Raw genomic sequence first — 25,794 nt, 5'->3', positions numbered from 1 at the left:
GCGCCGCTCGCGATACCTTGCGTCCGTCTCTCTTCATGTCGGGTTGGACAGCACTGGCGGACATTGGTTCCCTAATTTACTGACTTATGAGTAAGGGCTCGGTCCCTATGCGAACACGGATCATACGTGTCGCACGCATGGCCTGAGTATACTCTCGGCCTGTCGATCTACCTGGATACCGCCATGCGTCTGGCCCTGCTCGCCCTGTTTTCCCTCACCACCCTGGCCGCCTGCGGCAACAAGGGCGACCTGTACCTGCGCGATCCCACCGCCCCGCCGCCGATGAGTGCAGCCGACCAGGCCGCGGCCAAGGCGGCCGCCGAACGCGATGCCGCCCTGAATCCACCGGCGGAGCCGCAGACGCGCAAGCGCAAGCGTCGTCGCCGCGATTGAGGGAGCGCCCGTGCGCTTCACCAAGATGCACGGAGCCGGCAACGATTTCGTCGTCCTGGACCGGCGTGACGGGTCGCCCTTGCCGCCGCGGCATGAGCTGGCGCACATGGCCGACCGGCATACCGGCATCGGCTGCGACCAGCTCATGATCCTCACGCCGGCGCAGCGCCCGGGCAGCGTCGCCGGGTACCGCATCGTCAACCAGGACGGCAGCGACGCCGGCCAATGCGGCAATGGCGCGCGCTGCCTCGCGGCGTGGTTGCATCGCGATGGCGCCCTGCAACGCGAGGGCGTCCTCGACAGTCCGGCCGGACCGGTGTTCGCCCGCGTCCTCGACGAGGGTTTCGAGGTCAGCCTGTCCGCACCGCGCTTCGACGCGCCGTCCATCCCGATGACCGGGGTCTCCAGCGACGAAAGCGGGCACCGGTTGCGCGTCGGCGATTGCGATGTGCGCTTCGGTGCCGTGTCCATGGGCAACCCCCATGTCGTCATCGAAGTGGACGAGATCACGGCGGCTCCGGTCGAACTGGCCGCGACGCTGCAGTCGCATCCGGCGTTTCCCGGCGGCTGCAACGTCGGCTTCGTGCAGCGGGTGACGCGCGCGCACCTGCGTCTGCGCGTCATCGAGCGCGGCGTCGGTGAAACGCTGGCCTGCGGTTCCGGCGCCTGCGCCGCGCATGCCTGGCTGCATCACCAGGGCCGCGTCGACGAGCACACCGCCATCGACCTGCCTGGAGGCCGCCTCGGCGCCACCTGGGCCGGCGGCCGCGAGGAACCGGTCCGCCTGTCCGGCCCGGCCACTTTCGTCTTCGAAGGAACCTGGAATTCATGAGCGACCGTCCCAGCTATGGCCCGGGCGCCACGGAAGTGGCGAGCTTCCTGCGCCGCAATCCCGATTTCCTCAGCAAGCATCCCGACCTGGCGCTCAGCCTGACCGTGCCGAAGGAGCATGGCCAGGGCGGCGCGGCATCGCTGGCCGGCTACCAGCTCGACGTGCTGCGCGACAAGAACCGCGAGCTCACCCGACGCATCAAGGAGCTCGTCGACATCGCCAGCGAGAACGAGTTGCTGATGCGTCGCGTCCACGCGCTCAACCTTGCTTTGATGCGCGCACTCACGCCCGATGAGAGCATCCGCCGCCTGGTCGCCGCCCTGCGCGAGGATTTCGGCACCGAACACGTCCGCCTGCTGCTGCATCGCCCGGACCCGAAACTGCCCGCCGCCGACTGGCTGCTCGCCATCGCCGCCGGCGATCCCGGGCTGGCGCCGCTGGCCGACATCCTCACGCGCGACCAGCCGCTGTGCGGCAGGTTGTCCAGTGACCAGCTGAAGGTGCTGTTCAACGACATCGATGCCGCCAAGGTCGCCAGTTGTGCACTGCTGCCGCTGCGCGAACAGGGCCTGCTGGTCATCGGCAGCACCGATCCCAACCGGTTCCATCCGGGCCAGGGCACGTTTTTCCTGGAACTGATCGGCGAAACCGTGGCCGCCGCACTTCGCCGCTATGGCGGCAACTGACGCCACCGTCGCCCTGCACCGCGATGGCGGGTTCGATCCCGCCGCCGACGTCGAGGCGTTCCTGCAGCATCTGGCGGTCGTGCGCCGCCTGAGCGACAACACACTCGCGGCCTACCGGCGCGACCTGCAGCGTCTGCTTGCCTTCCTCAACGAGAATGCGCTGGCCGACTGGCGCGCACTCGATCCCGAACACCTGCGCGGCCTCGTCGCGCGCGAACACCGCCGCGGGTTGAGCGGCAAGTCGCTGGCGCGCTGGCTCGCTGCCGTCCGCAGCTTCTGCCGCTGGCTGCTGCGCGATGGCCGTCTCGATGGCAACCCGGCCGCCGGACTGCGCGCACCCAAGGTCGGCCGCAAGCTGCCCTCGGTACTCGACGCGGATGCCACCGGCGCCTTCCTCGACGGCATCGCCGGCCACGAGGATGATCCGCGCCTTGCCGCGCGCGACCGCGCCCTGTTCGAACTGGCCTACTCGTCCGGCCTGCGCGTCAGCGAGCTGGTGGCGGTGCGCTGGACCGACTTCTCACCGGATCGCACGGAACTGCGTGTCGTCGGCAAGGGCGGCAAGACGCGCATCGTGCCGGTCGGCCGCAGCGCCCGCGAAGCGCTGGACGACTGGCGCGGCTTCTCGCCAGGCGATGACTGGGTTTTTCCCGGTCGCGACGGCAAGCATCTCGGCGCCCGCGCCGTGCAGATCCGCATCCGGCTGCTCGGCCAGCGCCAGGGCATCGCCCAACGCCTGCATCCGCACCTGCTGCGCCATTCCTGCGCCAGCCATGTGCTGGAATCCTCGCAGGACCTGCGCAGCGTGCAGGAACTGCTCGGCCATGCCGACATCGCCACCACGCAGATCTACACGCACCTGGACTTCCAGCACCTGGCGCGTGTCTACGACGCCGCCCACCCGCGCGCGCGCCGCAAGGGCAAGCACCAGGCGTAGTGCAAACTCCACCTGTTCGCGGCGCCGTCCCGGCGAACCTGCACCGCCCGCCCGACACAATCCACTGACGCCACCTGCGCGGGACATGGCTTCCCGCGCCTCACACCGGACATGCCGGCCCGTCCTCGTTGGTGCAACAAACAATAATTAAAACCGATCAATCCGATATACTTCCACGCTGCAGGTGGAACTGTTCCACTTGAACTATCAAGGAGGAGCAGCGTGGACAATTCGACGGCAACCGTACTGGGCAGGATCACTCGCCTCACGATCTGGTCGCTCTATGCGCAATTCGCCATTTCGATCGTGTCGCTCATCTCCCACATCATGGAGTGGCGGCTGCTCGAGGACATGGAGGCTGGACGTTTTGCGGACGAGGACACAATGATGCGGGCTGCGGACGGCAATGATCTACGCCAGCTTGTCATTGCCTGGATTGAAATAGGCATCTTTATCGTCTCCGCCATCCTCATTATGCGCTGGATATACAACGCCAACCGGAACGTACGCGCCCTGGGCGCCACCGGCATGGCGATCACGCCCGGCTGGTCGGTCGGCTGGTTCTTCGTACCGTTCGCCAACCTGGTCATGCCCTACAAGGCGATGAGCGAACTCTGGCGTGCGAGCGCCAGCCCCAGCCGCTGGAACACGGAGGAAGCCCCTCCGCTGCTGCCGTGGTGGTGGTTCAGCCTGCTGGTGTCCGGATGGCTTGCCCAGGCGGCCTTCAGATACAGCCGCAAAGCAGAGACCATCGACGCAATGCAGACCGTGGGCATCCTGAGCATGCTGTCGAACGTTGCTGGACTGCTGGCACTGCTCGCGCTGATCCGCATCATTCAGCGCGTCTTCGCCATGCAGGCATCAGTCACCACATCGGGTCTGGACCGGCCCGAAGACGAGGTCTTATCGGATCCTCCAGAACCCCTTGCGAGCTGATTTCATCCGATTGGCCTGCCATTGCGAAACAGCGATTGCGAACCAACGTCGTGGCTCCAGCGATGAAGCCGGACGGAGGTCACACGCATGAAAATCACTTTCCTGGCCGCAGTACTGACCGGCCTGCTCCAGACCGGCAGTGGCGGAGTCGATCGGGCCTGACGCTGCAGGAGATTCATGCGCGGCGTGTCGTGCCACTCGAAAGCGGGGTCCAGGATGCCGCAGCGGCAACGACGCTGCTGACGACGTACGGCGATATTCCGGACCGGCAATCAACGAGGCTGGCGTGCTGACGACGGCCGATGCCCGAGCCGCCTACCTGGCTGCATATGCGACCGCGTTCTACGGCTTCCACTACCTTCCCGAGCAGGCGCCAGCGCTGTGGGAGGACACCTGGATCTGGTTCGAAACGCTCAACGGACGTGGTGGGATCAGCGATCGCGAAGCGCCCTTCCTGCATCACCTGCTCACTTCGACGCGCCAGTTCGAGCGCGCGGAGCAGGTGCGGCGGAGGCATCCGCAGGCCGCACTGCCACCGACACCGCCCATCCATCGCGCGGCCGATTTCGATCCGGGCGGATGCGTACGCCGACGTCGGGGTAGGTCACGCCGTCGACGGTGAGGTCGGCGAGGATCAGTGTTTCCGAGGCGTAGTTGTCGCGCAGCAGCTGCAACCAGTTGGCGTCGTGGAACTGCGGACTGAAGGTACGGAGGGTCTCCGGATCGTAGAGGTCGGGCACCTGGGCGAACGCGACCTGGCCGAAGGGGAATGCGCCGAGCAATTCGGCGCGGATAATCAGACATTTCATGGCGGTTCCGGTCAAAAGGGTGTGGCGGGCAAACCCCGACCTTCGCCGGCAAACTGGGAGGAAACGCGGAGCGCGCGGTGCTTGCAAGCCGTCCGCCTGCCCCCATATGGGCCATTCAGCCGACGAGAGCCGCCCGTGAGCCAGACCCCCAGTTTCCACGCCACCACCATCGTCTCCGTCCGCCGCGGCGCCCATGTCGTCATGGGCGGTGACGGCCAGGTCACCCTGGGTCATACCGTGGTCAAGGCCAATGCCCGCAAGGTCCGCCGTCTCGGCCGCAATGCCGACATCCTGGCCGGCTTCGCCGGCGCCACCGCCGACGCCTTCACCCTGTTCGAACTGTTCGAGGCCAAGCTCGACAAGCACAACGGCCAGCTGGTCCGCGCCGCGGTCGAACTGGCCAAGGACTGGCGTACCGACCGCCGTCTCGGCCGGCTGGAAGCCATGCTGGCGGTGGCCGACCGCGAAGCCTCGCTGCTCATCAGCGGCAATGGCGACGTACTGGAACCGGAAGAAGGCCTGATCGCCATCGGTTCCGGCGGTCCGTATGCGCAGGCGGCCGCCAAGGCGCTGCTGCGACACAGCCAGCTCGATGCGCGCGCGATTGTCGAGAACGCACTGGAGGTCGCCGGCGACATCTGCATCTACACCAACCACAACCGGGTCATTGAAGAGCTGAACGCAGGGGAAGGCCTGCCGGGCGTCCGCGCCTGAGCCTCGGCGCCGGCCTGGCCGCGCGCGCACGTTCCGACCGCTGCTTCTTCGAACCCCTGACAGGCATCCCCATGAACATGACCCCCCGCGAGATCGTCCAGGAGCTGGACAAGTTCATCATCGGCCAGCATGGCGCCAAGCGCGCCGTCGCCATCGCGCTGCGCAACCGCTGGCGGCGCATGCAGCTGGAGCCGAAGCTGCGCAACGAGGTGACGCCGAAGAACATCCTGATGATCGGCCCGACCGGCGTCGGCAAGACCGAGATCGCCCGCCGCCTGGCGACGCTGGCGAATGCGCCGTTCATCAAGGTCGAGGCGACCAAGTACACCGAGGTCGGCTACGTCGGCAAGGATGTCGAGCAGATCATCCGCGACCTCGCCGACACGGCGGTGAAGATGGCGCGTGACCAGGCCAAGGCGCGCGTGCGCAGCCAGGCCGAGGATGCGGCCGAGGAACGCATCCTCGATGCCCTGCTGCCGCGTCGACAGACATCAACCGGCATGGGTTGGGGCGAGCCCGCCGGGCACGGTGACGGCGACAGCCAGTCCGAAACGCGCCAGAAGCTGCGCAAGCAGCTGCGCGAAGGCAAGCTCGATGATCGCGAGATCGAACTGGAGCTCGCCTACAACGTCGGCATCGACATCATGGCACCGCCGGGCATGGAGGAAATGACCAGCCAGCTGCGCGACATGTTCAAGACGATGGGCGGCAACCGCACGCATTCGCGCAAGCTGAAGATCCGCGCCGCGCTGCCGCAGCTGGTCGAGGAAGAGGCCGGCAAGCTGGTCAATGACGACGAGATCAAGCAGGCGGCGGTCGAGAACTGCGAACAGAACGGCATCGTCTTCATCGACGAGCTCGACAAGGTGTGCAAGCGCAGCGAAGCGGTCGGCGCGGATGTCTCCCGCGAAGGCGTGCAGCGCGACCTGCTGCCGCTGGTGGAAGGTTCGACGGTGAGCACCAAGCACGGCCCGGTGAAGACGGACCACATCCTGTTCATCGCCTCCGGCGCGTTCCACCTCGCCAAGCCCAGCGACCTGATCCCGGAACTGCAGGGTCGCTTTCCGATCCGCGTCGAGCTGTCGGCGCTGAGCACCGAGGATTTCCGTCGCATCCTGAGCGAGCCGGACAATGCGCTGACCAAGCAGTACGCGGCCCTCCTGGGCACCGAAGGTGTCAGCATCGAGTTCACCGCCGACGGCATCGCGCAGCTGGCGGAGATCGCCTGGAGCGTCAACGAGCGTACCGAGAACATCGGCGCGCGCCGCCTGCACACGGTGCTGGAGCGCCTGCTCGACAGCGTGTCGTTCGAAGCGCCGGACAAGTCCGGCGAGCGCTACGTGATCGACGCCGCCTACGTGCAGTCGGTGCTGGGTGAGCTGGCCGGCCACGAGGATCTCAGCCGCTACATCCTTTGAGGGCGCTCCGGCGGGAACGGCATTATCCGGGCGCGTGGCGGCCGCCATGCGCCCAGTCCTTCTCCACCCGGCGCACATGCCCCGCGGCACGGCGGGCGGGCTGACGTGGCAAGTCCAGCGCACGCTTCCTCCCCCGCCCCATGATGCCGGGGCCGCCGCCGCTGGCGGCGGACCGCCAGCCAAGGCGAGAATGCGGCTCATGCCCATTCCCGAGGATCCGCGCGCGTGACCACGATCACCGTGATCCTGCTGATGCTGCTGGCCGTGGTGGTCAGCGCCATGATCGTCCGCGCGTCGCCCTTGCCATTGCCGCTGCCACTGGTGCAGATCGCGCTCGGTGCCGCCATCGCCATGGCAAGCAGCTACCGGGTGGAGCTCAACCCGGATGTGTTCTTCCTGCTGTTCCTGCCGCCACTGCTGTTCCTCGACGGCTGGCGCATTCCCAAGGACGACCTGCTGCGCGACAAGGGCACCATCATCGAGATGGCTTTCGGCCTGGTGATCTGCACCGTGCTCGGCGTCGGCCTGCTGCTCAACTGGCTGATCCCGGCGATGCCGCTCGCCGTCGCCTTCGCCCTTGCCGCCGTGCTGTCGCCGACCGATCCGGTGGCCGTCGCCGCGGTGGCGCGGCGCGTGCCCATCCCGAAGCGGATCATGCATATCCTCGAAGGCGAATCGCTGCTCAACGATGCCTCCGGCCTGGTCTGCCTGCGCTTCGCCGTCGCCGCCGCGATGACCGGTGTGTTCTCGCTGCCGCAGGCGGCGCTGACCTTCGTCTGGCTGGCGGTCGGCGGACTCGGCATCGGCTACGTGGTGACGCGGACCATCACCCTCGCCAAGGGCCGCTTCGCGGCGCGCTATGGCGAGGATGGCGGTTCGCAGATCCTCATCAGCCTGCTGATTCCATTCGCCGCCTACCTGGCCGCGGAGCATGCCCACGCCTCCGGCATCCTGGCCGCGGTCGCCGCCGGCATCACCATGAGCTACGCGGAAACCACCGGCAGCGCCCTGGCGACCACGCGCATCCGGCGAAACGCGGTCTGGGACACGGTCCAGCTGGCGCTCAACGGCATCATCTTCGTGCTGCTTGGCGAACAGTTGCCGCATATCGTCGACGGCGCCGCCGAAGCGGTCAGCGAATCCGGACACCACAGCCCCTGGTGGCTGCTGGTCTACGTGCTGGTGCTCAACGCCGCACTGGCGCTGATGCGTTTCGCCTGGGTATGGCTGAGCGTGCGCTTCACCATGTTCAGCCGCAGGTCGGACGGCAGCGCATTCCGGCCCGGCCTGCGACTGATCGGGGCGATGTCGGTGGCCGGCGCGCGTGGCAGCATCACGCTCGCCGGCGTGCTGACCCTGCCGGTGGTGATGGCCGACGGCAGCGATTTCCCGGCCCGCGACCTGGCGATCTTCCTGGCGGCCGGCGTCATCATCCTGTCGCTGGTGGTGGCCAACACGCTGCTGCCCTGGCTGCTGCGCGGACTGGTGTTGCCGCCGGAACCGTCCGCCGCGCGCCATGCGGACGAGGCTCGCGTCGCCACGGCGCGCGCGGCGATCCGCGCCATCGAGGCCAGGCAGCATGAGCTGTCCGAAGGCCAGGCTGACGCCGCGCTCTATGCCCAGGCCGCGTCGCGGGTCATGGGCCTGTATCGCGAGCGCATCGACGGACGCGACGATGGCGCCACCAGTGCCGACGAGGCGCGGCGCTATGAAGAAGCGGAAACCGCCCTGCGCCTGGCGGGACTGGCGGCCGAGCGTGACGAGCTGTTCCGCCTGCTGCGGCGAAGGAAACTGGAGGACGAGGTCGCGCGCCGGCTGATCCGCGAGATCGACCTGCAGGAGGCGCGTTACCGCGGCTAGCCGTTCGGACACGCGGGTGCGTAACCACTACGCCCGGTGGTGCGCAGGCGCGTTCGTCGCGCTTCCGGCGGGTCACGTTGGCATTCCGTCGACCGTGACCCGCGCCCCGGCCCCGTCGATACCGTCCCACTGGCCGACATGCCTTGCCGCGGCCCGGCAAGCATCGCACCGGGTCGGCCACGCGAGGTCGCCGGCTGGCGGGTACCGCATGGATTTCCCGACGCCGCCGACAACGCCCCGAACGTACCGCGGACGGCGCGCTTCGCAGGTCGTGCGCCACCGTACCCGGCATTCCACACGCCTTGCGCCTTGAGCCTTGCGCCTTGCGCCTTGCGCCTTGCGCCGTGCCCCTCACACCTCACGCCTCATACCTCACGCCTCATACCTCACGCCTCACACCTCACACCTCACACCTCACACCTCACACCTCACACCTCACACCTCACACCTCACACCTCACGCCCAACGCCACCGGTTGCAGGTTGCACTGCAGCTTCGTGGACAGGCCGCCTGCGAACTTCAAGGCATGCGCTGCGACAGTTCGGGTCGGCTGCAACAAAAAGAAACCCCGGCACTCGGCCGGGGTTTCCTTCACCGCGGGGTCACCGGAGGCTCAGGGCGTACACGCCGCCGGGACCTGTGCGTTGATGCGCACGTTGTCGAGGAAGAAGCCGCCTTCCTCGGAACCCGGGTCGGTGCTCAGGCGCCAGCGGATCAGCACCTGCTGGCCGGCCCAGGCGCTCAGGTCATGGCTGACCGACTGGTAGGTGCCGCTGGCGAAACCCGCCGATGTGCCGTTGAACGCGCCCTGGCTGGCCGGATAGCCACAGGTGTTGATCGGCGGATTGCCGGTCTGGCTGAAACTGCCCGGGTAGCCGCCCACCGGGGTGATCGGCGTCCAGCTGGAACCACCGTCACTGGACAGCTCGACCACCACGCCGTCCCAGTCGGCCTCGATCTGCCAGCGCGCGATGTACTGCAGCTGCGGCGAACCGGCCGCCAGCGTCACCGGCAGCGTCATCAGGTCGGCGCAGGTCAACGACGGATAGGTCGCCGCATTGGCGCTGCGGTAGCTGAAGTTGCCCTGGCCCGGCAGCAGGTTGCTGATCGACCACGGCGTCTGCATGTCCATGTAGGTGTTGTCGTCGATGTCGTCGACATAGACGCCGGTTGCACCGGTGCCGACGCCGACCGGCGTGGCGTTGAGGATGCGCGTACCTGACTTCACGTTGCCTTCCGCGTCGATGGCGTCGATGCGGTAGTAGTACGGCTGGCCCGACGACACAGCGGTGTCGGTGTAGCTGGTGGTCGCGACGGTATCGATCAGCTGCGGCGACGTGAACAGGGGCGAGGTATCGCGCCAGACGCGATACGACAGGCTGGCCGCCGGGCAGTTGCTGGTGCCGGCATCCCAGCTCAGGCCCACCGAGCAGGTGGCGTTCTGCATCTGCCGCTGCGCAGTGCTGTCGTCGAAGTCCGGGACCAGCGAGCACTCATCGGCCGACACTACCTCCACGCATTCGCTGGACATCGGTCCTTCGCTGCCTTCGGAGATGCCGCGCATGCGGTAGGCATAGGTGTATCCGCCCTGCGTGCGCGCATCGACGATCACCGGCGTCGCCCCCTGTCCGACGTAGCGGAACTGGTCGTTGCCGACGGCCGCGCAGGTGCCGGTCGCGCGATACAGCTGGTAGCCCTGGGCACCACCCACCGGCGCGGCGCTGATGGTGATGCCGGCCGTATCGTTGCTGGCCACGGTCAGGCCGGAGGGCGCAGCGATGCGTTCATCGGCATCGAAGTTGTGCGCGAACAGCCGGTCGAGCACGCCGAAAGAGGCGCCGACGACAAGGGCATAGCCCTGGCGATGGCTGCCCGGACGACCATTGCCGGGCACGGCCGTCGCCTTCACGCGCAGGGTGTACGTGCCGGCGGCGGGCGCGGTCAGGCGGACCTGCTCGACGGTGTTGCGGTCATCGCGGCTGCCACCGGGAGTCGACTGGCCGGCCGTATAGACATTGCCCAGGTACACCGTCGCACCCGGCGCCACCAGTTCGAGGTCGAGGTCGTTGACCAGCGTCACGCCGGAGCCGAGCGCGCCCTCGACGTCGTACCACACCAGCGTCGCGCGCAGCTCCTGGCCGGCATGGACGTCAAGGGTGAATTCCTCGACGTCACCGGTTTCCAGGCCGGCTGCATTGCTGCGCATCCAGTGGCGGTGGCGGCGTGCGTCGCCTTCGAAGTAGACGCTGTTGGCCAGCCACATGCGACCCCAGCCGGCATTGTTGTCCGGCCAGCTGGCGGTGAACGGCGCCGCGCCGTTGATCAGCGCCGCCTTCATCAGCGCACCGGTCGGTTCGAGCGCTTCTTCCGGCACGCGCCGGCCCAGCGGATAGAAGCCGTCCATGAAGTACTGGCGCAGCAGGGCGGCGCCACCGGAAGCGGTCGGCGTCGCCATCGACGTGCCGGTCTTGCTGGAGGTGACCGCCGGCTCGACGGTCGCCCCGTTGTTGGTGTCTCCGGCGGCGGACACGATCGACACCGCCGGCGCAAGGATATCCGGCTTGCGACGGCCGTCGTCGGTCGGGCCACGGCTGGAGCTGGTGTACATCGTCGTCGCGAAGCCGTGCGCGGTTCCACCGATGGTGTTGATGTTCTTGCCGTTGCCCGGCGACCCGATGGTGTTCGCGCCCGAACCGCTGTTGCCGGCCGCGATATTGACCAGCAGGTTTTCCGTCACCCAGGTCGCGGCGTCGCCGCGCTGGTCGTTGCCGCCATAGGCGCCGGCGCTGGTGTTGCCCCAGCTGCCGCTGTGGATGCCGGCGCCGCCGGCGTAGGCCTGGACCAGCGTCGCACCGAAGTCGGTGATGCTCAGGCAACCGCTGGTGTCGTTGCCGATGTCCTGCATCAGCACCTGTGCATTCGGTGCCATGCCGTCGCCATTGGTGTAGTTGGCAACGGTCGGTGACGAGAACGGGGAGGCGTCACCGAGGATGCTGCCGACGACATGCGTGCCGTGGAAGTTGATCGGCGACGAAGTCGGCGAGCAGCGGACGTTGCCGGCATCGTAGGCGGTGGCGCCGGGCTGTACCCAGTAGCCGAAGACCTTGCGGTCCGGATAGGTGGCGCCGATGGCCGGCGGCACGGGTGCCGGATCATCGGCATCGGTGAGGATCTGGTTGACGCCGGCGCCGAGGTCGAGGGCGGTGAACCATTCCTCGTTGCGGTCGAGGCCGGAATCGGACACGGCGACGATCTGGCCGGTACCGAGCAGGCCGCGCTGCCACAGCGGCGCATAGGCCAGGTCGAGCGTCGCGCAGTTCGGACCGGCACCCGCGCACGACGGCGTATTGTTCTGGATCGGGCCGACCGAATCACGATTGGCCGGCTCCGGCTGCAGGTAGGGTTCGATCCACGCCACGCCGTCGAGCACAGCCGCGTGGCGGAGCAGCGTTTCCATCTGCGCTGCCGGCACCACGACGCGAACGGATGCCAGGCCGAGCGCGTCCACCTGCGGACCCAGCTCGATGCCGGGAATCGCGCTGGCCAGTTCACCGGCGATGGCGTCCGGACGCTCGCCACGGAAACCGTGGATTTCCAGTTCGATCGAACCGGACGGCGCCTGCGATGCCAGCATGCTGCCGTCCAGCAGTGCCGGGGCCAGCTTGTAGCCGGGCTGGTAGGCACCCGCCCAGCGCACGCCACCACGCCGGGCAAGGCGCTCCTGCACCCCGGCTGTCCAGCGCACCTGGTAGGCGTTGTTGGGCAGGAAACCGACGATCTCCGCGCCCTCGGCCTTCAGGGCGTCACGGACTGCGGCGGCCTGGCCGGGTTCGAACTGCACGATGCCGTAGCGGCTGCGCGGCACGGTCGGCAGGCGATGCGAGGCGAAGTCGAGCTGCTCGACCAGCGGGTCGAAAGCGCCGGCGCGCAGCAGGATCATTCCAGGCGCGCTGCGAAGCGCGTCCAGCTGTTCCAGCGCCAAGGGCGAAGGCGCAACCGCGCGCAGGCCCGCGCCACCGGACACCGGCGGCGCCGCCGCGGCGACCGAGGCGGCCAGCGCGAGCGCCAGCGCCGTTTTCTTCAGATGCAACATGGTTCCCTACTCCTGTCAGATGGTGCGGTTCTGACAGAGCCCCTCATCGCAAGGCGGTCGATGCTGCGCATCGGACCGCGCGACGCGACCCCGACAGGCCCTGTCCAGCCCGATGCGTGGAAACCGGCACCGACCCGACATGGGCCTGCCAAGAATACGCCTGCGGCAACTGTCGACCAGTGCCCCTTTGCACCGTGCGGATTGCACTAGACTCGGGCGGCCAGCGCCGTCCATATCCAGACTCCAGGAAGGAACGCGCTGACGCCATCCGGTCAAGAAGGGGACGACCATGCGGGCACGCAGCATTTTCATCGCGCTATTGCTGCTGGGCAGCGCCGGCGCAGGCCAGGCACAGACGCAATGCAACGGCGCCGGCCTGCCGAATCCGGTGATGTTCGTCCTGCAGTATCCGGTGCCCAACGACTTCGCCACCATAGGCGCGGTGTTCGCCAACCATCGCGCCGGAATCGCGGGCAGCGGCCGCGGTGGCGACCTGATGGTCTGCTACCCCGATGGCACGCTGCGCAACCTGACCGCCGAAGCCGGCTTCGGCACGACCGGCTTCCAGGGCGCGCAGTCGATCGTCGTCCGTGATCCGGCCGTGCACTGGACGGGACAGAAGGCGGTGTTCGCCATGGCCATCGGCGCCCCGACGCAGCAGTACCAGAATCCTTCGCACTACTTCCAGCTGTACGAAGTGACCGGCCTCGCGCAGGGGCAGACCGCGAGCATCAGCGTGGTGCCGAACCAGCCCGCGCAGTACAACAACGTGCAACCGGCCTACCTGCCCGACGACCGCATCGTGTTCGTCTCCGACCGCCCGCGCAACGGCCAGCGCCACCTTTATCCTCAACATGACGAATACGAATCCACCGCCACGCCGACCGGTCTGTGGCGCCTGGATCCGGCCAGCGGCGAACTGATCCTGCTGCAGCATTCGCCATCCGGCTCGTTCGATCCGCTCGTCGACCGCCACGGCCGCATCGTGTTCACGCGCTGGGACCATCTGCAGCGCGACCAGCAGGCGGAAGGGACCGGCAATTACTACGGCAACTTCAACTGGGCGTCGGAAGCGGCGGATGCACCGCGCCTGGACACGGTCGAAGAGGTGTTCCCGGAACCGCGCCTCAACTCGGGCAATGTCAACGGCCTGCGCTTCAACCATTTCTCGCCGTGGCAGATCCGCGCCGACGGCACCGGCGAGGAAACGCTCAACCACATCGGGCGCCACGAGCTGCACGCCTACTTCGACCGCAGCTTCAACGACGATCCCAGCCTGGTGGAATTCATCGCCGGCGGCACGCCACGCCCCAATCCGAACGCGGTGCTCAACCTCACGCACCTGGCCGAGGATCCGACGACGCCCGGCCGCTACCTGGGCGTCGACGCGCCGGAATTCGGCACGCATGGTTCCGGCCACCTGGTCGCCTTCGTAGCCACGCCGCAGATGCAGGCGCGCGACCTGGTGATCCAGTACCTGCATGACCGCTCGGCGCACGGTTTCTACGAGAACGGCAACGCCCCGGCGGCCTTCAGCGGCCGCTACCGCAATCCCGTCGTGCTCAGCGACGGCACGATCCTCGCCGCGCACACCACGAGCGCGAGTTATGCCTCGAACCTCGGCACGCGGCCGGCGCCGGTACCGTCGTACCGCTTCCGCATCCGTCGCCTAGCCCCGGCCGGCAGCGGCCAGTTCGCGCCCGGCGCTGCGCTGACCGACGGCATCGAGCGCAGCGTCAGCTTCTGGGACCCGGACGTGATGGTGACGTACAGCGGCGAGTTCTGGGAGCTGTCGCCGGTCGAAGTCGTCGCCCGCGAGCGCCCGCCGCTGCAGCTGGAGCCGGCGCCGGAGCCACCGGAACAACAGGCCGCGGCCGCCGCCGGCGCGAATCTGGAATCGCTGCGCCAATTCATGCGCGCCTGGAACCTCGGCCTGGTCGTCGTGCGCAACGCGACCACGCGCGACCGCCTGGACCGCCAGCAGCCCTTCAACCTGCGCGTCCCGGGCGGCGTTCAGACGCTGGGCAATGGCGGGCGCATCTACGACGTCACCGACATGCAGATGTTCCAGGCCGACCAGATCCGCGGCATCGGCGGCATCAACAACCCTCGGCCGGGTCGCCGCGTGCTGGCGCAGGTGATGCACGATCCCGCCGCCTTGCGCTTCCTGCCGCCCAACCCCGATGCACCGGACGGCTCGGCCGTGATCGCCAGTGACGGGTCGGTGGCGATGTTCGTCCCGGCGCGACGCGCACTGAGCTGGCAGCTGACCGGTCCGCAGGGCGAGGCAGTCGTGCGCGAGCGTTACTGGCTGACCCTGCAGCCCGGGGAGATCCGCGCCTGCGACGGCTGCCACGGTTCGACGCCGACCAACCAGGCTGGCCAGCCTGTCGCGGCAAACATGCCGATCGCCCTGCGCGACCTGCTGGGCTGGTTCGCCGCCAACGGCGACCCGCTGTTCGCCGACGACTTCGAATAGCAGCGCACTCCGGAGAGGCGGCGCCCCGTTCCGGCGCCGCCCCCGCCTGCGCATGGCCCCGCCGCCAGCGGCCGCGTAGCCGGACCCGGGAGCGCCGCGACAACGATCTGGCCGACATGGCAAAGCGCGCGGCCGGGCAGGCAAAGCACCGTCGCGTCCGATTCCTGCGATCAGTTACCCGCCACGGATCCGCCGTGGCCGGAACCCAGTGGGAGATTCGACATGACGCAACCGTCATCCATCACACCGGCCTCCGTGCGTGGCCGGCGGCTGGCCCTGCCGCTCGCCTTTGCCCTCGGCCTCGCCGGCACCGTCAACGCCGAAACCGTGGTACTGCCTGCCCGGAAGCCGCTGCACCCCATCGACGCACCGGCGTCCGGCATCCATGTCCGATCCGTCGAGCTGCCCGACGAAATGTCGAGCGTCACCGGCACGCCGTTTACCAGCTCGGCCGTCCTCGACCGTTCGTTCGGGATCCTCATCGGTGGCAGCTTCTCGGTGGCCGGCGCGCAGAACATCATGCGGGTAGCGCCGCAAGGGGACTTCGACCCGAACTTCGCCAGGCTCACGCTCAACGACCGGGTCTTCGCCATTGCCAACCACGTCAACGGCAGCGGCTATTACATCAGCGGCGCCTTCGACGAGGTGCGCCTTGACGGCACCGTCGTCGACGACCACCGCCACGCCATGTCCATCCACTACGGTGGCGGTGCGCCCACCATTGAAGGCGGGTTGCTGCCACGCCTTGACGGATTCGCCCGGCTGATGCTGGAGTCATCCTTCCACAGCCAGGGCAATACCCGGCAACTGCTCATCGGCGGGGATTTCCACGCCGCGAACGGCAGCACCGTCCATCTGCTCGGTCGTTTCAACACCACCGGCGGCCTGCTCGCGGCCTACGACATCGATGACGGCAACCAGGTGCGCACCCTTGCCAGCTATCCCGACGGCCGCGTGCTGGTGGGCGGCATGTTCCCGGCGCCCGGGTCGCCTGGCCACTATTCGATCGTGCGCCTGAACCCGGATGGCAGCCGCGATCCCAGCTTCCTCGCCAGCGCCACCGAAGGAACCGGCCGCGTCAACGTCATCGCCATCCAGCCCGACGGCCGGATCGTCATCGGCGGCAATTTCCAGTATGTCAACAACGTGGCACGGAACAACCTCGCGCGCCTGCATCCCGACGGCACGCTCGACCCCACGTTCCAGGCGAATACCGACGGTGATGTCTATTCGATCCTGCTGCTGGGCGGTGGCGAAATGTTCGTCGGCGGACACTTCACGTCCATACAGGGCAGCACCGCGTCGGGCCCGCTCGCCCTCCTCCAGGCCGATGGGACCCCATGGGTCGTCACGCCTGCGGACGGTGCCGTGTACGGGCTCACCGGCACTTCACGCACCGACATGATTGTCACCGGCGGGCTCACCCAGCTGGGCGGCGGTCCGACGCCGCATCGCTTCGGTATTGCCAGCGTGATCCATCCGAGCAACTCGGAGCAGTTCGTGGTCCAGCCGGACGGCAGCTCACTGGTTTTCCGCCTGAAACGGAACGGCCTGCTGTCCCTGCCAGCGCGCACTTTCATCCTGGCGCTGGACGCCCGGGCCACATCGCTGCCCTGCCACGGCGATGCCGAGCAGCTGGCGCGCGTGGTCGCCAACCTGGTCGGCAACGCGCTGAAGTTCACCCCGCGTGGCGGGCGGGTGCGCGTGCGCACCGCTCACGACGACCGCCGCATCGGCTTCCGTGTCGACGACAGTGGTCCCGGCATCGACGCGCAGTGGCGCGAGCGCATCTTCGACCGCTTCCAGCTCACCGGCAACGCCACCTTGCGCGCGCAGGAGGGCACCGGTATCGGCCTGGCGCTGTGCAACGAACTGGTCCGCCTGCACGACGGCGGCATCGAAGCCGGCGACAGCGATCTGGGCGGCGCCTGCTTTACCGTCTGGCTGCCTGCACACGCCCGCGGATCGACGGCGCCTTTGGTGGGCTTTGAACCGGATGCGCGGGAAGACGCCCCGGCCACGACCGCCAGCGCCGACGAGCGACCGCCTTCCACACCCGCCGATCCCGACGACGGGAGCCAGCGCCCGCTGCTGCTCGTGATCGAGGACCAGGACGACCTGCGCCTGTATCTGGCCGAGCTGCTCGCCGGTGACTACCGCGTCGCCACCGCCTGCAACGGCGAAGAGGCGCTGGCGCGCATTCCCTCGCTGCTGCCGGACGCCATCGTCTCCGACGTCGTCATGCCCGAACGCGATGGACTCAGCCTCGTCGCCGCCCTGCGCGCCAACGGCGACCTTGCCGGCATACCCGTGCTGCTGTTGACCGCGCGTACCGGCGTGGACGACCAGGTCACCGGCCTCGCAACGGGCGCCGACCACTACCTGACCAAGCCGTTCGACAGCCAGGTGCTGCGCGCACACGTTGCCGCCATGCTGGCAACGCGGCTCAGGCTGCAGCGCCTGCTGCAATGTGCACCGTCATCACCGGCGCCGTCGTCCAGCCGCCGTCCGCTTGCGCAACGCATCGACGAGGCCTTGCAGGGGCTGGCGCACCAGCCGGAGACGAGCGTGGCCGAACTGGCACATGCCACCCATGCGTCCGAACGTTCGCTGCGCCGGCACTGCCAGGAACTGTTCGGCATGACGCCGCTGGAGCGGCTGCGCCAGCATCGCCTGATCCGGGCCCGCGGCCTGCTGGAGCAGGGTGCCGGCACGGTGTCGGAAATCGCCTACGCCGTGGGCTACGGCAACCTGGCCGCTTTCAGTCGCGCCTATCGCGAGCACTTCGGGGTCGCGCCGTCGACGCACCTCGGCAGGAAGGCATCGACATCACTGTGCGGACGCGGCGCGGAGGCGCACCCTGGCATTCAATGAGCGCCAGCCGCCGCGGCATGCCCATCGATGCGGACAGCCCCAGCGCGCGCGACGGCGGGACACGACCACAACCCGCGCCTGAGCGCGAAGGCTTTGCGCCGTCGCGCCGGTGCCATAATGCGCGCCCTTCAACCGGCGCCCGTCCATGACCGCCTCCAGCCAGGACCCGGCAATACGCCCGACGCAACCCTCGCAGGTGCTCCAACCCGACGCCCATCCACTGCGTCGTCTTGCCGCCTATGCGCGCGACCGCCAGCGCGACGTCTGGCTGGCAACGCTGTACTCGGTGCTGAACAAGCTTTTCGACGTCCTGCCCGAAATCCTCATCGGCGTCGCCGTCGACGTGGTCGTGCACCAGCGCGAATCCTTCATCGCGCGCATGGGCCTGCCCGATCCCGTGCACCAGCTCCTGCTGCTGACCGGCCTGACCATCATCGTGTGGGCTCTGGAATCGCTGTTCGAATACCTGCTGGCGCTGAAGTGGCGCAACCTGGCGCAGGACCTCCAGCACCGCCTGCGCCTGGATGCCTACCGGCACGTGCAGACGCTGGATCCCGGCCGCATCGAACGCGAACGCAGTGGTCGGCTGATGGCGGTGCTCAACGAGGATGTGCACCAGATCGAACGCTTCCTCAACACCGGCGCCAACGACCTGATCCAGGTCGCCTGCTCCAGCCTCCTGGTCGGCGCGGTGTTCTTCGTGCTCACACCCAGCCTCGCCGTGCTCGCCATCCTGCCGGTACCGCTGATCCTGTTCGGCGCGTTCTGGTTCATGCACCGGCTGGCGCCGCGCTACGCGGCCGCGCGTGAGGCGGCTTCGGACGTGTCGCGCCGGCTCGGCAACAACCTGCTCGGCATGGGCACCATTCAGGCCTACACCGCCGAGGACTTCGAAACGGCGCACATCGCCCAGGCCAGCGATGCCTATCGCCAGCGCAATGCCGAAGCCATCCGCGTGGCCGCTGCGATCACGCCGGTGATCCGCATTGCCATTCTCGCCGGCTTCGTCGCCACGCTGCTCTATGGTGGCCTGCTCACGTTGCGCGGTGATCTCGGAGTCGGCAGCTACTCGGCACTGGTCTACCTGACGCAGCGGCTGCTCTGGCCGTTGACACGCCTGGCCGAGATGACCGATCTCTACCAGCGTGCGATGACGTCGGTCACGCGCGTGACCGACCTCATGCGCCTGCCGCCGGCCCGTGATGCCGGCACGCGCACGCTGCCCGGGCCATCCACCGGTGCCGTCGGTTTCCGCGGCGTGCGCTTCGCCTATGACGGTCGGCCTGTGCTGCACGGCATCGACCTGGAGGTTCCGGCCGGCCGGACCATCGGCCTGGTCGGCGCGACGGGCAGCGGCAAGAGCACGCTGCTGAAGATGCTGCTGCGCTTCGAGGACCCGGATGCCGGCTCCGTCACCCTGGACGGCATCGATGTCCGCGAACTGCCCCGCAGCCTGCTGCGTGGCCAGATCGGTTTCGTTGCCCAGGATCCATTCCTGACCGATGGCACGCTGGCCGAGAACATCGCCTACGGCGACCCGGCGCCGGACCGGCAGCGCATCGAGGCCGCCGCACGCGCGGCGGAAGCGCACGACTTCATCGCCGCCACGCCGTCAGGCTACGACAGCCCGGTCGGTGAACGCGGCCTGCTGCTCTCGGGCGGCCAGCGCCAGCGCATTGCGCTGGCCCGCGCGCTGTATCGCGATCCGCGCATCCTGGTGCTGGACGAGGCCACCTCCGCCGTCGACAACGAAACCGAGGCCGCCATCCAGCGCTCGCTGCAGCGGGCGGCCCAGGGTCGCACGCTGATCGTGGTGGCGCATCGCCTGTCCACCGTGCGCCAGGCCGATGCGATCCACGTGCTCAACGAGGGCCGCATCGTCGAATCCGGCACGCACGGGCAACTGGTCGCGCGCAACGGGCTGTATGCGACGCTGTGGCGACTGCAGACGGGCGAGAACTGCTGAGCTGCCGCGACGACGCCATCATCGACCGGTCGCGCCACCGGATCCGGCCTGCGCCTGCAGAATCGGCGTCGCGAGCGGCCACCCGCGGCCCGCTGCGCTCAGCGTGCCGGTACCAGCTGTCGAGCCTGGATGCCCAACTCGCGATTGGGGTCGAAGTTCGGGTCGTTGGTCAGGAACTGGCGGCCGTCGGACAGCTGCCAGGCATGGTTGTAGTGGATCGACAGGTCGACCTGCTGGCCGGTGGAAGGATCACGCCAGGGCTGCACTTCCTGGATCGCGTCGATGCTGGCTGCGTGCATGCGCTCGCTGGCGGCCGACGTATTGTTGAAGATCTGCGTGTTGATGCGGCCGATGTCCGCGATCGTATTCATGCGGATGTTGTGGCGCGCGGTCATGCCGGCCATGGTGATCTCGTTCATGCGCCGGTCGTGCCAATTCTGGATCGCGGTCTGCGCCAATTGCCGCGCTTCCTGCAGGCGGCCGATGCTCCACTCCGAATAACGCCTGTACCAGTCCTCGTTGTAGCGCAGCGAGCTGCGCACGCGCTCGGCGAACTGGAAGTCGAGCAAGCCGTCCGGCGCGCGCACGCCCAGCGTCAGGTTCGCATTCACCAGCAGGCCGCCCGGCGCCAGGCGCGTATGCGTCACCGAAGACACCAGCGTTTCGCGCATTTCGTGGCCCTGCAGCGTGTAGGCGATCAGCAACTCGCCGGCATAGACTGGATAGGTCGCGCCGGGATTCGAGATGTCCGGGCGATCCCGGTACGACACCACGCGCATGTTCGGCCGGGCATTGCGCGCGACAAATTCGAGGTAGTCGCGGACCATCACCATCGGCGCCGTCGGACAGGGATCGAAAGGGTCCACGGGCATCGTCGACACCTGCCAGCCCATCGTCGGCATGAGGGCGATGCCATGCAGACCGTCCGGTGACGAGGCATCCAGCGCAAGGCGCGGCGCATTCCAGACACACATCGTCGACCTGTCCCAATCCACCTTGCCTTCCGTGCGCCAGCCGCCAGGCACATCGACATTCATTGCCGACATGGGCTGACCGAATCCCGCGCTGTCCACGACCTCGACACGCTGCAACTGCCCGGCCGTGGGACGCGACGCCTGCGCGATCCGCAAGGCCTCGGCGCGCACTGGACGCCAGTCGAAGAAGATGCCGCGTTCGTGCGCCTGGACGGCCTGTCCGGCGGCCGCTTCTGCGTTGGCGTCGAACGGGGCCTGGAGGACGGCCGCAACCGTCAGGGTGGCGAGGCAGCGAAGGATCAGTCGGCGGCGAATCGAGGCGTTCATGGCGTGGCTTCCCGTGGATGGCGGACCGGCGCGTCTGGCCGTTCATCCCTTCCTGCGCAGATCGCGCCCGAATCGGCTCACGCCGCCTGAAACTCGCCGCCTGAAACTCGCCGAGTGAACACGCCGCCCGAAACACGCCAGTGAAAGATCGCCATGCACCGCTGAGCCGGTTTCCCCGGATCGTGCGCCTTCAGAGACAAGGCGGCCATGGTGGCCCGCCACCGCGCCCCGCGCTGACCACCCGACATTGGAGAGCCTCATGAACCGTTCCCGCCACAGCCGCCGCAACGCCTTCCTTGCCACGGCGCTCACGCTGTCGTGCAGCTTTGCCGTCCAGGCGCAGCAGGGTTTCGACCAGGCGCCGGCCTATCCCGCCCCGCCCACGCAGCCCTCCGGTTATCCGTCCGCCGCACAGATGCCGCCGACGGGCCAGACCGGCTATCCGTCCGGCCCCGGCATGCAGCAGCCGCCGAACCCGGGCATGCACGGCGGCGTCAACGGTGCCATGCCGGGTGGCATGAGTGGCGGAACGGGCGGTGGAATGAGCGGCGGCATGAACGGCGCGCCCGGCGGCGGCAATCCGGCGCAGGCGATCGTGCAGATGGAGATGCAGGATTTCGGCGTGCCGCCGCAGCAGCAGCTGCAGACGAACCTGCATGGCCCGACACCGACCAGCATTCCCGGCGGACAGGTGGTGACCACCGACCGTCTGCTCGCGATGTACCAGCAGGGCATGCAGAACGGCAGCCTGCTGGTGTTCCACGTGCTGGGACCGGGCCCGACGCTGCCGAACGCGCAGAACGCCGTCGGCGCCTCGCAGGCGGGCACCTTCCAGGACCAGACGCAGCAGCAATTCGGCCAGTACCTGCAGCAGGTGACGCAAGGCAACAAGGCGGTGCCCATGGTGTTCTACTGCCAGAGCACGCAATGCTGGATGTCCTACAACGCGGCATTGCGCGCCATCAACATGGGCTACACGCAGGTGTACTGGTACCGCGGCGGCATCGAGGCCTGGCAGGCCGTGCAGAACATGGCGATGAATGCGAACGGCGGCATGAACATGCAGCAGGGCGGTGCCATGCAACCGCCTGCCGGCTACCAGAACGCCGGTTACCAGCCACAGCCGAATCAGGGCGGCTGGTAACGACAGAAGGCGCGATCGATGCGCGCGCCCTGCCCCGCCGTGACCGGAGCAGGGCGCCGATTCGCGCCTCTATTCGTCGCGCTGGCGGCAGACGGACAGCGGGGGCCGACTGCGATCGGCGCAGAGTTCACCGATCTGCCCGGCGATCCGGTCGGACGTCGAGCGGGGCACCGAGTCGATGCGCGGCAACATGTCGCGGGCGAAGCCGAGCATCGTGGCCGCTTCTTCACGACGTTCCTGCGCCATGCGCACGGCGGCCAGCGCCGACAGCGCGTTGACATGCAGCGGATGCGGCGCACCACTCGCGTACAGGCGATCCGCCATCGCCATCGCCTTCCCGGCCCACTCTTCCGCCAGCGCCAGATCGCCCTGTGTCAGCGCCAAGCGCGCAAGGTTCACCATCGGCACCAGCTTGTGGGCGTGGTCGCCGCGCAGGGTTTTCTCCAGCATGGCGATCGAGCGCTTCTGGAAATCGATCGCCGCCGGCAGGTTGCCACGATCCTGCGCCAGCCTCGCCTGGCTGTTCAGCACAACGCCCAACTGCGGCGCCCCGTCCGGATACAGCCGTTCCAGCTCGCGCTGACCCTGGTCGTACAGTTCTGCGGCGCGGTCGAGATTGCCCATCGAACGGTGCGCCTGGGCGAGGCTGATCGTCGTGAGGGCACGATTCTCCTCGAACAGCGCCTCGTCCTCGGGACGGTTGACGTGTTCCATCGCATCCAGCGAGCGTTGCAGGTAACCGGCCGCCTTGGCGTGGTTCTCCATGATCAGGTGCGCAACGCCCAGGTCGTTGAGGGCGCCGGCATAGGTGGGCAGCTGCGTGTGTCCGCTCTCCTCGATGCGGCCCAGGATGTCCTCGTAAATCGCGACGGCCTCGGACATCCGGCTCTGGTCCTTGCGCACTGCTGCCAGGCCATTCAGCGCCATCAGCACGCGATGGTCGTGGCGACCGAACAGGCGTTCACCGTCCTGGGCAGCGCGTTCGTACTGCTGCCCGGCCGCTTCGGTGCGGAAGCGCGCCTGCAGGCTTTCGGCCAGCGTGTTGCGGATGTCGACGGCAATGTCGGGACGGTCGGCGAAGCGTTCGTCGATCTTGCCGGCGGCTTCGTCAAGGGCATCGCCCAGCGTCATCTCCTCGCCGGCGGCAAAGGGATTCGACACCTGGATGACATCGGTGAGGAAGCGGTTGACCAGCGCCATGTCGGCGGCGGCGCGATTCGCCTGTCGCGCCTGCCAGAACGCCGCGGCAGTCGCGGCGAGGATCGCCAGCAATGCCAGGGCGGCGGCGGCGGTGCCAATGCGGTGGCGACGGACGAACTTGCCGATGCGGTAACGCAAAGAATCCGGATGGGCGAGGACCGGCTGCCCGCGCAACTGTCGTTGCAGGTCATCGGCGAGTGCCTGCGCCGATTCGTAGCGACGGACCGGATCCGGGTGCATGGCCTTGGCGACGATGCGTTCCAGGTCGGTGCTGATGCGTGCCAGCCGCGCGCGCCGTTCGCCATCGGGCAATGGCGCATCGAGCAGGGCGCGCCGCAGTTGCGAGCGCGCGCCGGTGCTGATCAGGCGTTCGGCCTGCGCCGGGCTTTTGTTGTCCATGCGGTAAGGCCGCACGCCGGTCAGCAGTTCGAACAGGATCACGCCCAGCGAGTAGATGTCCGAAGCCGTCGTCAGTGCTTCCTGGCGCAGCTGTTCGGGGCTGGCATACGCCGGCGTCATGGCGACGAACTGCGTCTGCGTCGCGCTGCCATCCGGCGCATCCGGTTCGAGGATGCGGGCGATGCCGAAGTCGAGCAGGCGCGGTTCGCCATCGGCGCCGACAAGGATGTTCTGCGGTTTCAGGTCGCGATGGACGATCAGGTGCCGGTGCGCCGCCTGAACGCCGGCGCAGACCTTGCGGAACACGGCAATGCGCGCCGGCACATCGAGCCGCGCCTCGTCGCAATGCACCAGCAGCGATGGGCCATCGACGAATTCCATCGCCAGGAAGGGTTCGCCTGCGGCGGTCTCGCCGCCGTCGAGAATGCGCGCAATGTTGCGATGATCGAGGCGGGCGAGCAGCCGCCGTTCGTTCTGGAAGCGGCTGACCAGCTGCGCATGCTGCGCGTGGCCGATGAGCTCGCCAGTGCGGATCAGCTTGATCGCCGCCAGCTGCTCGTAGGTGCCGTCGTCACGGCGACCGAGATAGACCACGCCCATGCCGCCACGATCCAGCTCGCGGACGATACGCCAGGCACCGAGGCGATCACCGGCTTTCGGCAGACCATGGCCACGGTCCCCGGGGGCCGCAGCAGCCAGCGACGGCGCGAGCGGCGTTTCCAGGAACGTGTCGGCTTCCGTGGCGGCCGCCAGCAGTTCGCGAAGCCTTGCGAGGACGCGGTCTTCCGCCTGCAGTGTTGCCAGCCAGGCGGCCCGCTGCGACAGCGGCAGCGCCAGTGCCTGTTCCAGCAGCCGCATCGCGGTCATTTCCACCGACAGGTCCATCGCGGCTCCCCAGTCTCCGACGCGTTCGCCGCTGCCAGTGTAGCGTCCCGGCCGGCGCCGGCTGCCTCGACGGCGAATGCGCGCGCGAATGGAAGCGAGGGAAACCCGGAAAATCCGGGCGTGTTCGGCTCGCGTTGGCATTCGGGCGGTGCGGCGCGGTATTTCGCTACACTCGGGCACATGGAACCTGCCGTGACCCAGCTTCTTGCCGACTGGCGCCAGGGCGACGCCGGTGCCCGCGACCGACTGATCGGCGCGCTGTACCCGGAACTGCATCGTCTGGCGGAACAGCTCTTCCGTCGCGAGCGAGGCGATCACACCTTGCAGCCCACGGCCCTGGTCAACGAGGCCTGGCTGCGGCTTTCCGGACTCGATGCCATCGAAGCCAACGACCGCGGCCACCTGTTCGCGGTCAGCGCACGGCTGATGCGCGAGATCCTGATCGATCACGCCCGTCGTCGCGCGGCGGCGAAACGCGACGGCGGCGAGCGCATGTCGCTGACTCACCTTGAACAGGTCGGCGAATCCGACGATGTCGAGCTGCTCGGCCTGAATGACGCCCTGGAAAAGCTGGAAGCGATCGACCCGGCCAAGGCACGCATTGTCGAATTGCGCTACTTCGGGGGCCTGAGCATCGAGGAAACCGCCACTGTCGTGGGGCAGTCGCCGGCGACGGTGAAACGACACTGGCAGGCCGCCAGAACCTGGCTTTACGACGCGCTGAACGGCGCTGGCTGAGCCCGCGCGCACACGCAACGCGCGGCATGCGCACGTCGTCGCACAGGCAGGAGTGAAGGACCCAGCGCGCTGCATCGGACCAAAACGATGGCGGCCCGGTCCCTGTATGGCGCAGTTGTTGACCGCACAT

The 25,794-nt window shown here is 68.1% G+C and carries 17 protein-coding genes; 13 read left to right on the top strand and 4 right to left on the bottom strand.

What is annotated here, in order from left to right:
* Nucleotides 1-183: 183 nt before the first annotated feature.
* The 5 genes from lptM (at nucleotide 184) to EDC25_RS13305 (ending at nucleotide 3,784) form a co-directional block, all read left to right on the top strand.
* Entirely contained in the window at nucleotides 184-393 is a 210-nt protein-coding gene (gene lptM / locus EDC25_RS13325; protein WP_132577678.1) for an LPS translocon maturation chaperone LptM, read from the top strand.
* A 25-nt stretch (nucleotides 394-418) separates the two neighbouring features.
* Nucleotides 419-1,225: a diaminopimelate epimerase gene (gene dapF / locus EDC25_RS13320; protein WP_123521217.1), complete on the top strand. Its 807-nt coding sequence runs from the start codon at nucleotides 419-421 to the stop codon at nucleotides 1,223-1,225.
* Nucleotides 1,222-1,911 (top strand): DUF484 family protein, encoded by a 690-nt coding sequence (locus EDC25_RS13315; protein ID WP_132577676.1) that lies wholly within the window; start codon nucleotides 1,222-1,224, stop codon nucleotides 1,909-1,911. Before dapF ends, EDC25_RS13315 begins: the two co-directional genes overlap by 4 nt.
* A complete protein-coding gene (locus tag EDC25_RS13310) occupies nucleotides 1,898-2,848 on the top strand; it encodes a tyrosine recombinase XerC (RefSeq protein WP_132577674.1) in 951 nt (316 codons plus the stop codon). Before EDC25_RS13315 ends, EDC25_RS13310 begins: the two co-directional genes overlap by 14 nt.
* Nucleotides 2,849-3,070: 222 nt before the next feature.
* On the top strand, nucleotides 3,071-3,784 hold the full coding sequence (locus tag EDC25_RS13305; RefSeq protein WP_123521195.1) for a DUF4328 domain-containing protein: 714 nt from the start codon (nucleotides 3,071-3,073) through the stop codon (nucleotides 3,782-3,784).
* A gap of 467 nt (nucleotides 3,785-4,251) precedes the next feature.
* Here the strand turns inward: EDC25_RS13305 and EDC25_RS13300 are convergent, their stop codons facing one another.
* The gene (locus EDC25_RS13300; RefSeq protein WP_123521196.1) at nucleotides 4,252-4,593 is read right to left on the bottom strand and encodes a hypothetical protein; all 342 of its coding nucleotides are present in this window, start codon (nucleotides 4,591-4,593) and stop codon (nucleotides 4,252-4,254) included.
* 135 nt (nucleotides 4,594-4,728) lie between these two features.
* Here EDC25_RS13300 and hslV point away from each other — a divergent pair, with 135 nt between their 5' ends.
* The 3 genes from hslV (at nucleotide 4,729) to EDC25_RS13285 (ending at nucleotide 8,585) form a co-directional block, all read left to right on the top strand.
* Nucleotides 4,729-5,307 carry an ATP-dependent protease subunit HslV gene (gene hslV, locus EDC25_RS13295; RefSeq protein ID WP_123521197.1) on the top strand — a complete coding sequence of 193 codons (579 nt, stop codon included), beginning with the start codon at nucleotides 4,729-4,731 and terminating at the stop codon, nucleotides 5,305-5,307.
* A gap of 71 nt (nucleotides 5,308-5,378) precedes the next feature.
* Nucleotides 5,379-6,725, top strand: a complete 1,347-nt coding sequence (gene hslU / locus EDC25_RS13290; RefSeq protein ID WP_123521198.1) for an ATP-dependent protease ATPase subunit HslU — start codon at nucleotides 5,379-5,381, stop codon at nucleotides 6,723-6,725.
* A 225-nt stretch (nucleotides 6,726-6,950) separates the two neighbouring features.
* Complete coding sequence (locus tag EDC25_RS13285) at nucleotides 6,951-8,585, top strand: Na+/H+ antiporter (protein WP_123521199.1); 1,635 nt, start codon at nucleotides 6,951-6,953, stop codon at nucleotides 8,583-8,585.
* Between the two features lie 613 nt (nucleotides 8,586-9,198).
* Here EDC25_RS13285 and EDC25_RS13280 read toward each other — a convergent pair.
* Nucleotides 9,199-12,678: a S8 family serine peptidase gene (locus tag EDC25_RS13280; protein WP_123521200.1), complete on the bottom strand. Its 3,480-nt coding sequence runs from the start codon at nucleotides 12,676-12,678 to the stop codon at nucleotides 9,199-9,201.
* Nucleotides 12,679-12,967: 289 nt separating this feature from the next.
* Between EDC25_RS13280 and EDC25_RS13275 the strand changes: the two genes are divergently transcribed.
* From EDC25_RS13275 to EDC25_RS13265, 3 genes are all read left to right on the top strand, one after another.
* Nucleotides 12,968-15,157, top strand: coding sequence for an HzsA-related protein (locus tag EDC25_RS13275; RefSeq protein WP_123521201.1), 2,190 nt, complete (start codon nucleotides 12,968-12,970; stop codon nucleotides 15,155-15,157).
* Nucleotides 15,158-15,379: 222 nt separating this feature from the next.
* Entirely contained in the window at nucleotides 15,380-18,031 is a 2,652-nt protein-coding gene (locus tag EDC25_RS13270) for an ATP-binding protein (RefSeq protein ID WP_123521202.1), read from the top strand.
* A gap of 145 nt (nucleotides 18,032-18,176) precedes the next feature.
* On the top strand, nucleotides 18,177-19,997 hold the full coding sequence (locus EDC25_RS13265; RefSeq protein WP_123521203.1) for an ABC transporter ATP-binding protein: 1,821 nt from the start codon (nucleotides 18,177-18,179) through the stop codon (nucleotides 19,995-19,997).
* Between the two features lie 98 nt (nucleotides 19,998-20,095).
* On the opposite strand, the gene EDC25_RS13260 is transcribed toward EDC25_RS13265, so the two are convergent.
* On the bottom strand, nucleotides 20,096-21,298 hold the full coding sequence (locus EDC25_RS13260; protein WP_123521204.1) for a hypothetical protein: 1,203 nt from the start codon (nucleotides 21,296-21,298) through the stop codon (nucleotides 20,096-20,098).
* Nucleotides 21,299-21,557: 259 nt separating this feature from the next.
* Between EDC25_RS13260 and EDC25_RS13255 the strand changes: the two genes are divergently transcribed.
* Nucleotides 21,558-22,442, top strand: a complete 885-nt coding sequence (locus EDC25_RS13255; protein ID WP_123521205.1) for a rhodanese-like domain-containing protein — start codon at nucleotides 21,558-21,560, stop codon at nucleotides 22,440-22,442.
* 69 nt (nucleotides 22,443-22,511) lie between these two features.
* Here EDC25_RS13255 and EDC25_RS13250 read toward each other — a convergent pair whose 3' ends face one another.
* Complete coding sequence (locus EDC25_RS13250; RefSeq protein WP_165910913.1) at nucleotides 22,512-24,926, bottom strand: serine/threonine-protein kinase; 2,415 nt, start codon at nucleotides 24,924-24,926, stop codon at nucleotides 22,512-22,514.
* Nucleotides 24,927-25,118: 192 nt separating this feature from the next.
* Here EDC25_RS13250 and EDC25_RS13245 point away from each other — a divergent pair, with 192 nt between their 5' ends.
* Nucleotides 25,119-25,664: an ECF-type sigma factor gene (locus EDC25_RS13245; RefSeq protein WP_205984887.1), complete on the top strand. Its 546-nt coding sequence runs from the start codon at nucleotides 25,119-25,121 to the stop codon at nucleotides 25,662-25,664.
* Nucleotides 25,665-25,794 lie beyond the last annotated feature (130 nt).

Origin of the sequence: Pseudofulvimonas gallinarii (genome assembly GCF_004343305.1) — a bacterium.
GTDB lineage: Bacteria > Pseudomonadota > Gammaproteobacteria > Xanthomonadales > UBA2363 > Pseudofulvimonas > Pseudofulvimonas gallinarii.
This window is presented reverse-complemented; position numbering and strand designations above follow the sequence as displayed.

Excerpts from the sequence above, each read along its gene's own strand:
- lptM (WP_132577678.1), top strand. The coding sequence starts at position 184 with ATGCGTCTGGCCCTGCTCGCCCTGTTTTCCCTCACCACCCTGGCCGCC.
- dapF (WP_123521217.1), top strand. The coding sequence starts at position 419 with ATGCACGGAGCCGGCAACGATTTCGTCGTCCTGGACCGGCGTGACGGG.
- EDC25_RS13315 (WP_132577676.1), top strand. The coding sequence starts at position 1,222 with ATGAGCGACCGTCCCAGCTATGGCCCGGGCGCCACGGAAGTGGCGAGC.
- EDC25_RS13310 (WP_132577674.1), top strand. The coding sequence starts at position 1,898 with ATGGCGGCAACTGACGCCACCGTCGCCCTGCACCGCGATGGCGGGTTC.
- EDC25_RS13300 (WP_123521196.1), bottom strand. The coding sequence starts at position 4,593 with ATGAAATGTCTGATTATCCGCGCCGAATTGCTCGGCGCATTCCCCTTC.
- hslU (WP_123521198.1), top strand. The coding sequence starts at position 5,379 with ATGAACATGACCCCCCGCGAGATCGTCCAGGAGCTGGACAAGTTCATC.
- EDC25_RS13280 (WP_123521200.1), bottom strand. The coding sequence starts at position 12,678 with ATGTTGCATCTGAAGAAAACGGCGCTGGCGCTCGCGCTGGCCGCCTCG.
- EDC25_RS13275 (WP_123521201.1), top strand. The coding sequence starts at position 12,968 with ATGCGGGCACGCAGCATTTTCATCGCGCTATTGCTGCTGGGCAGCGCC.
- EDC25_RS13270 (WP_123521202.1), top strand. The coding sequence starts at position 15,380 with ATGACGCAACCGTCATCCATCACACCGGCCTCCGTGCGTGGCCGGCGG.
- EDC25_RS13265 (WP_123521203.1), top strand. The coding sequence starts at position 18,177 with ATGACCGCCTCCAGCCAGGACCCGGCAATACGCCCGACGCAACCCTCG.
- EDC25_RS13260 (WP_123521204.1), bottom strand. The coding sequence starts at position 21,298 with ATGAACGCCTCGATTCGCCGCCGACTGATCCTTCGCTGCCTCGCCACC.
- EDC25_RS13255 (WP_123521205.1), top strand. The coding sequence starts at position 21,558 with ATGAACCGTTCCCGCCACAGCCGCCGCAACGCCTTCCTTGCCACGGCG.
- EDC25_RS13250 (WP_165910913.1), bottom strand. The coding sequence starts at position 24,926 with ATGGACCTGTCGGTGGAAATGACCGCGATGCGGCTGCTGGAACAGGCA.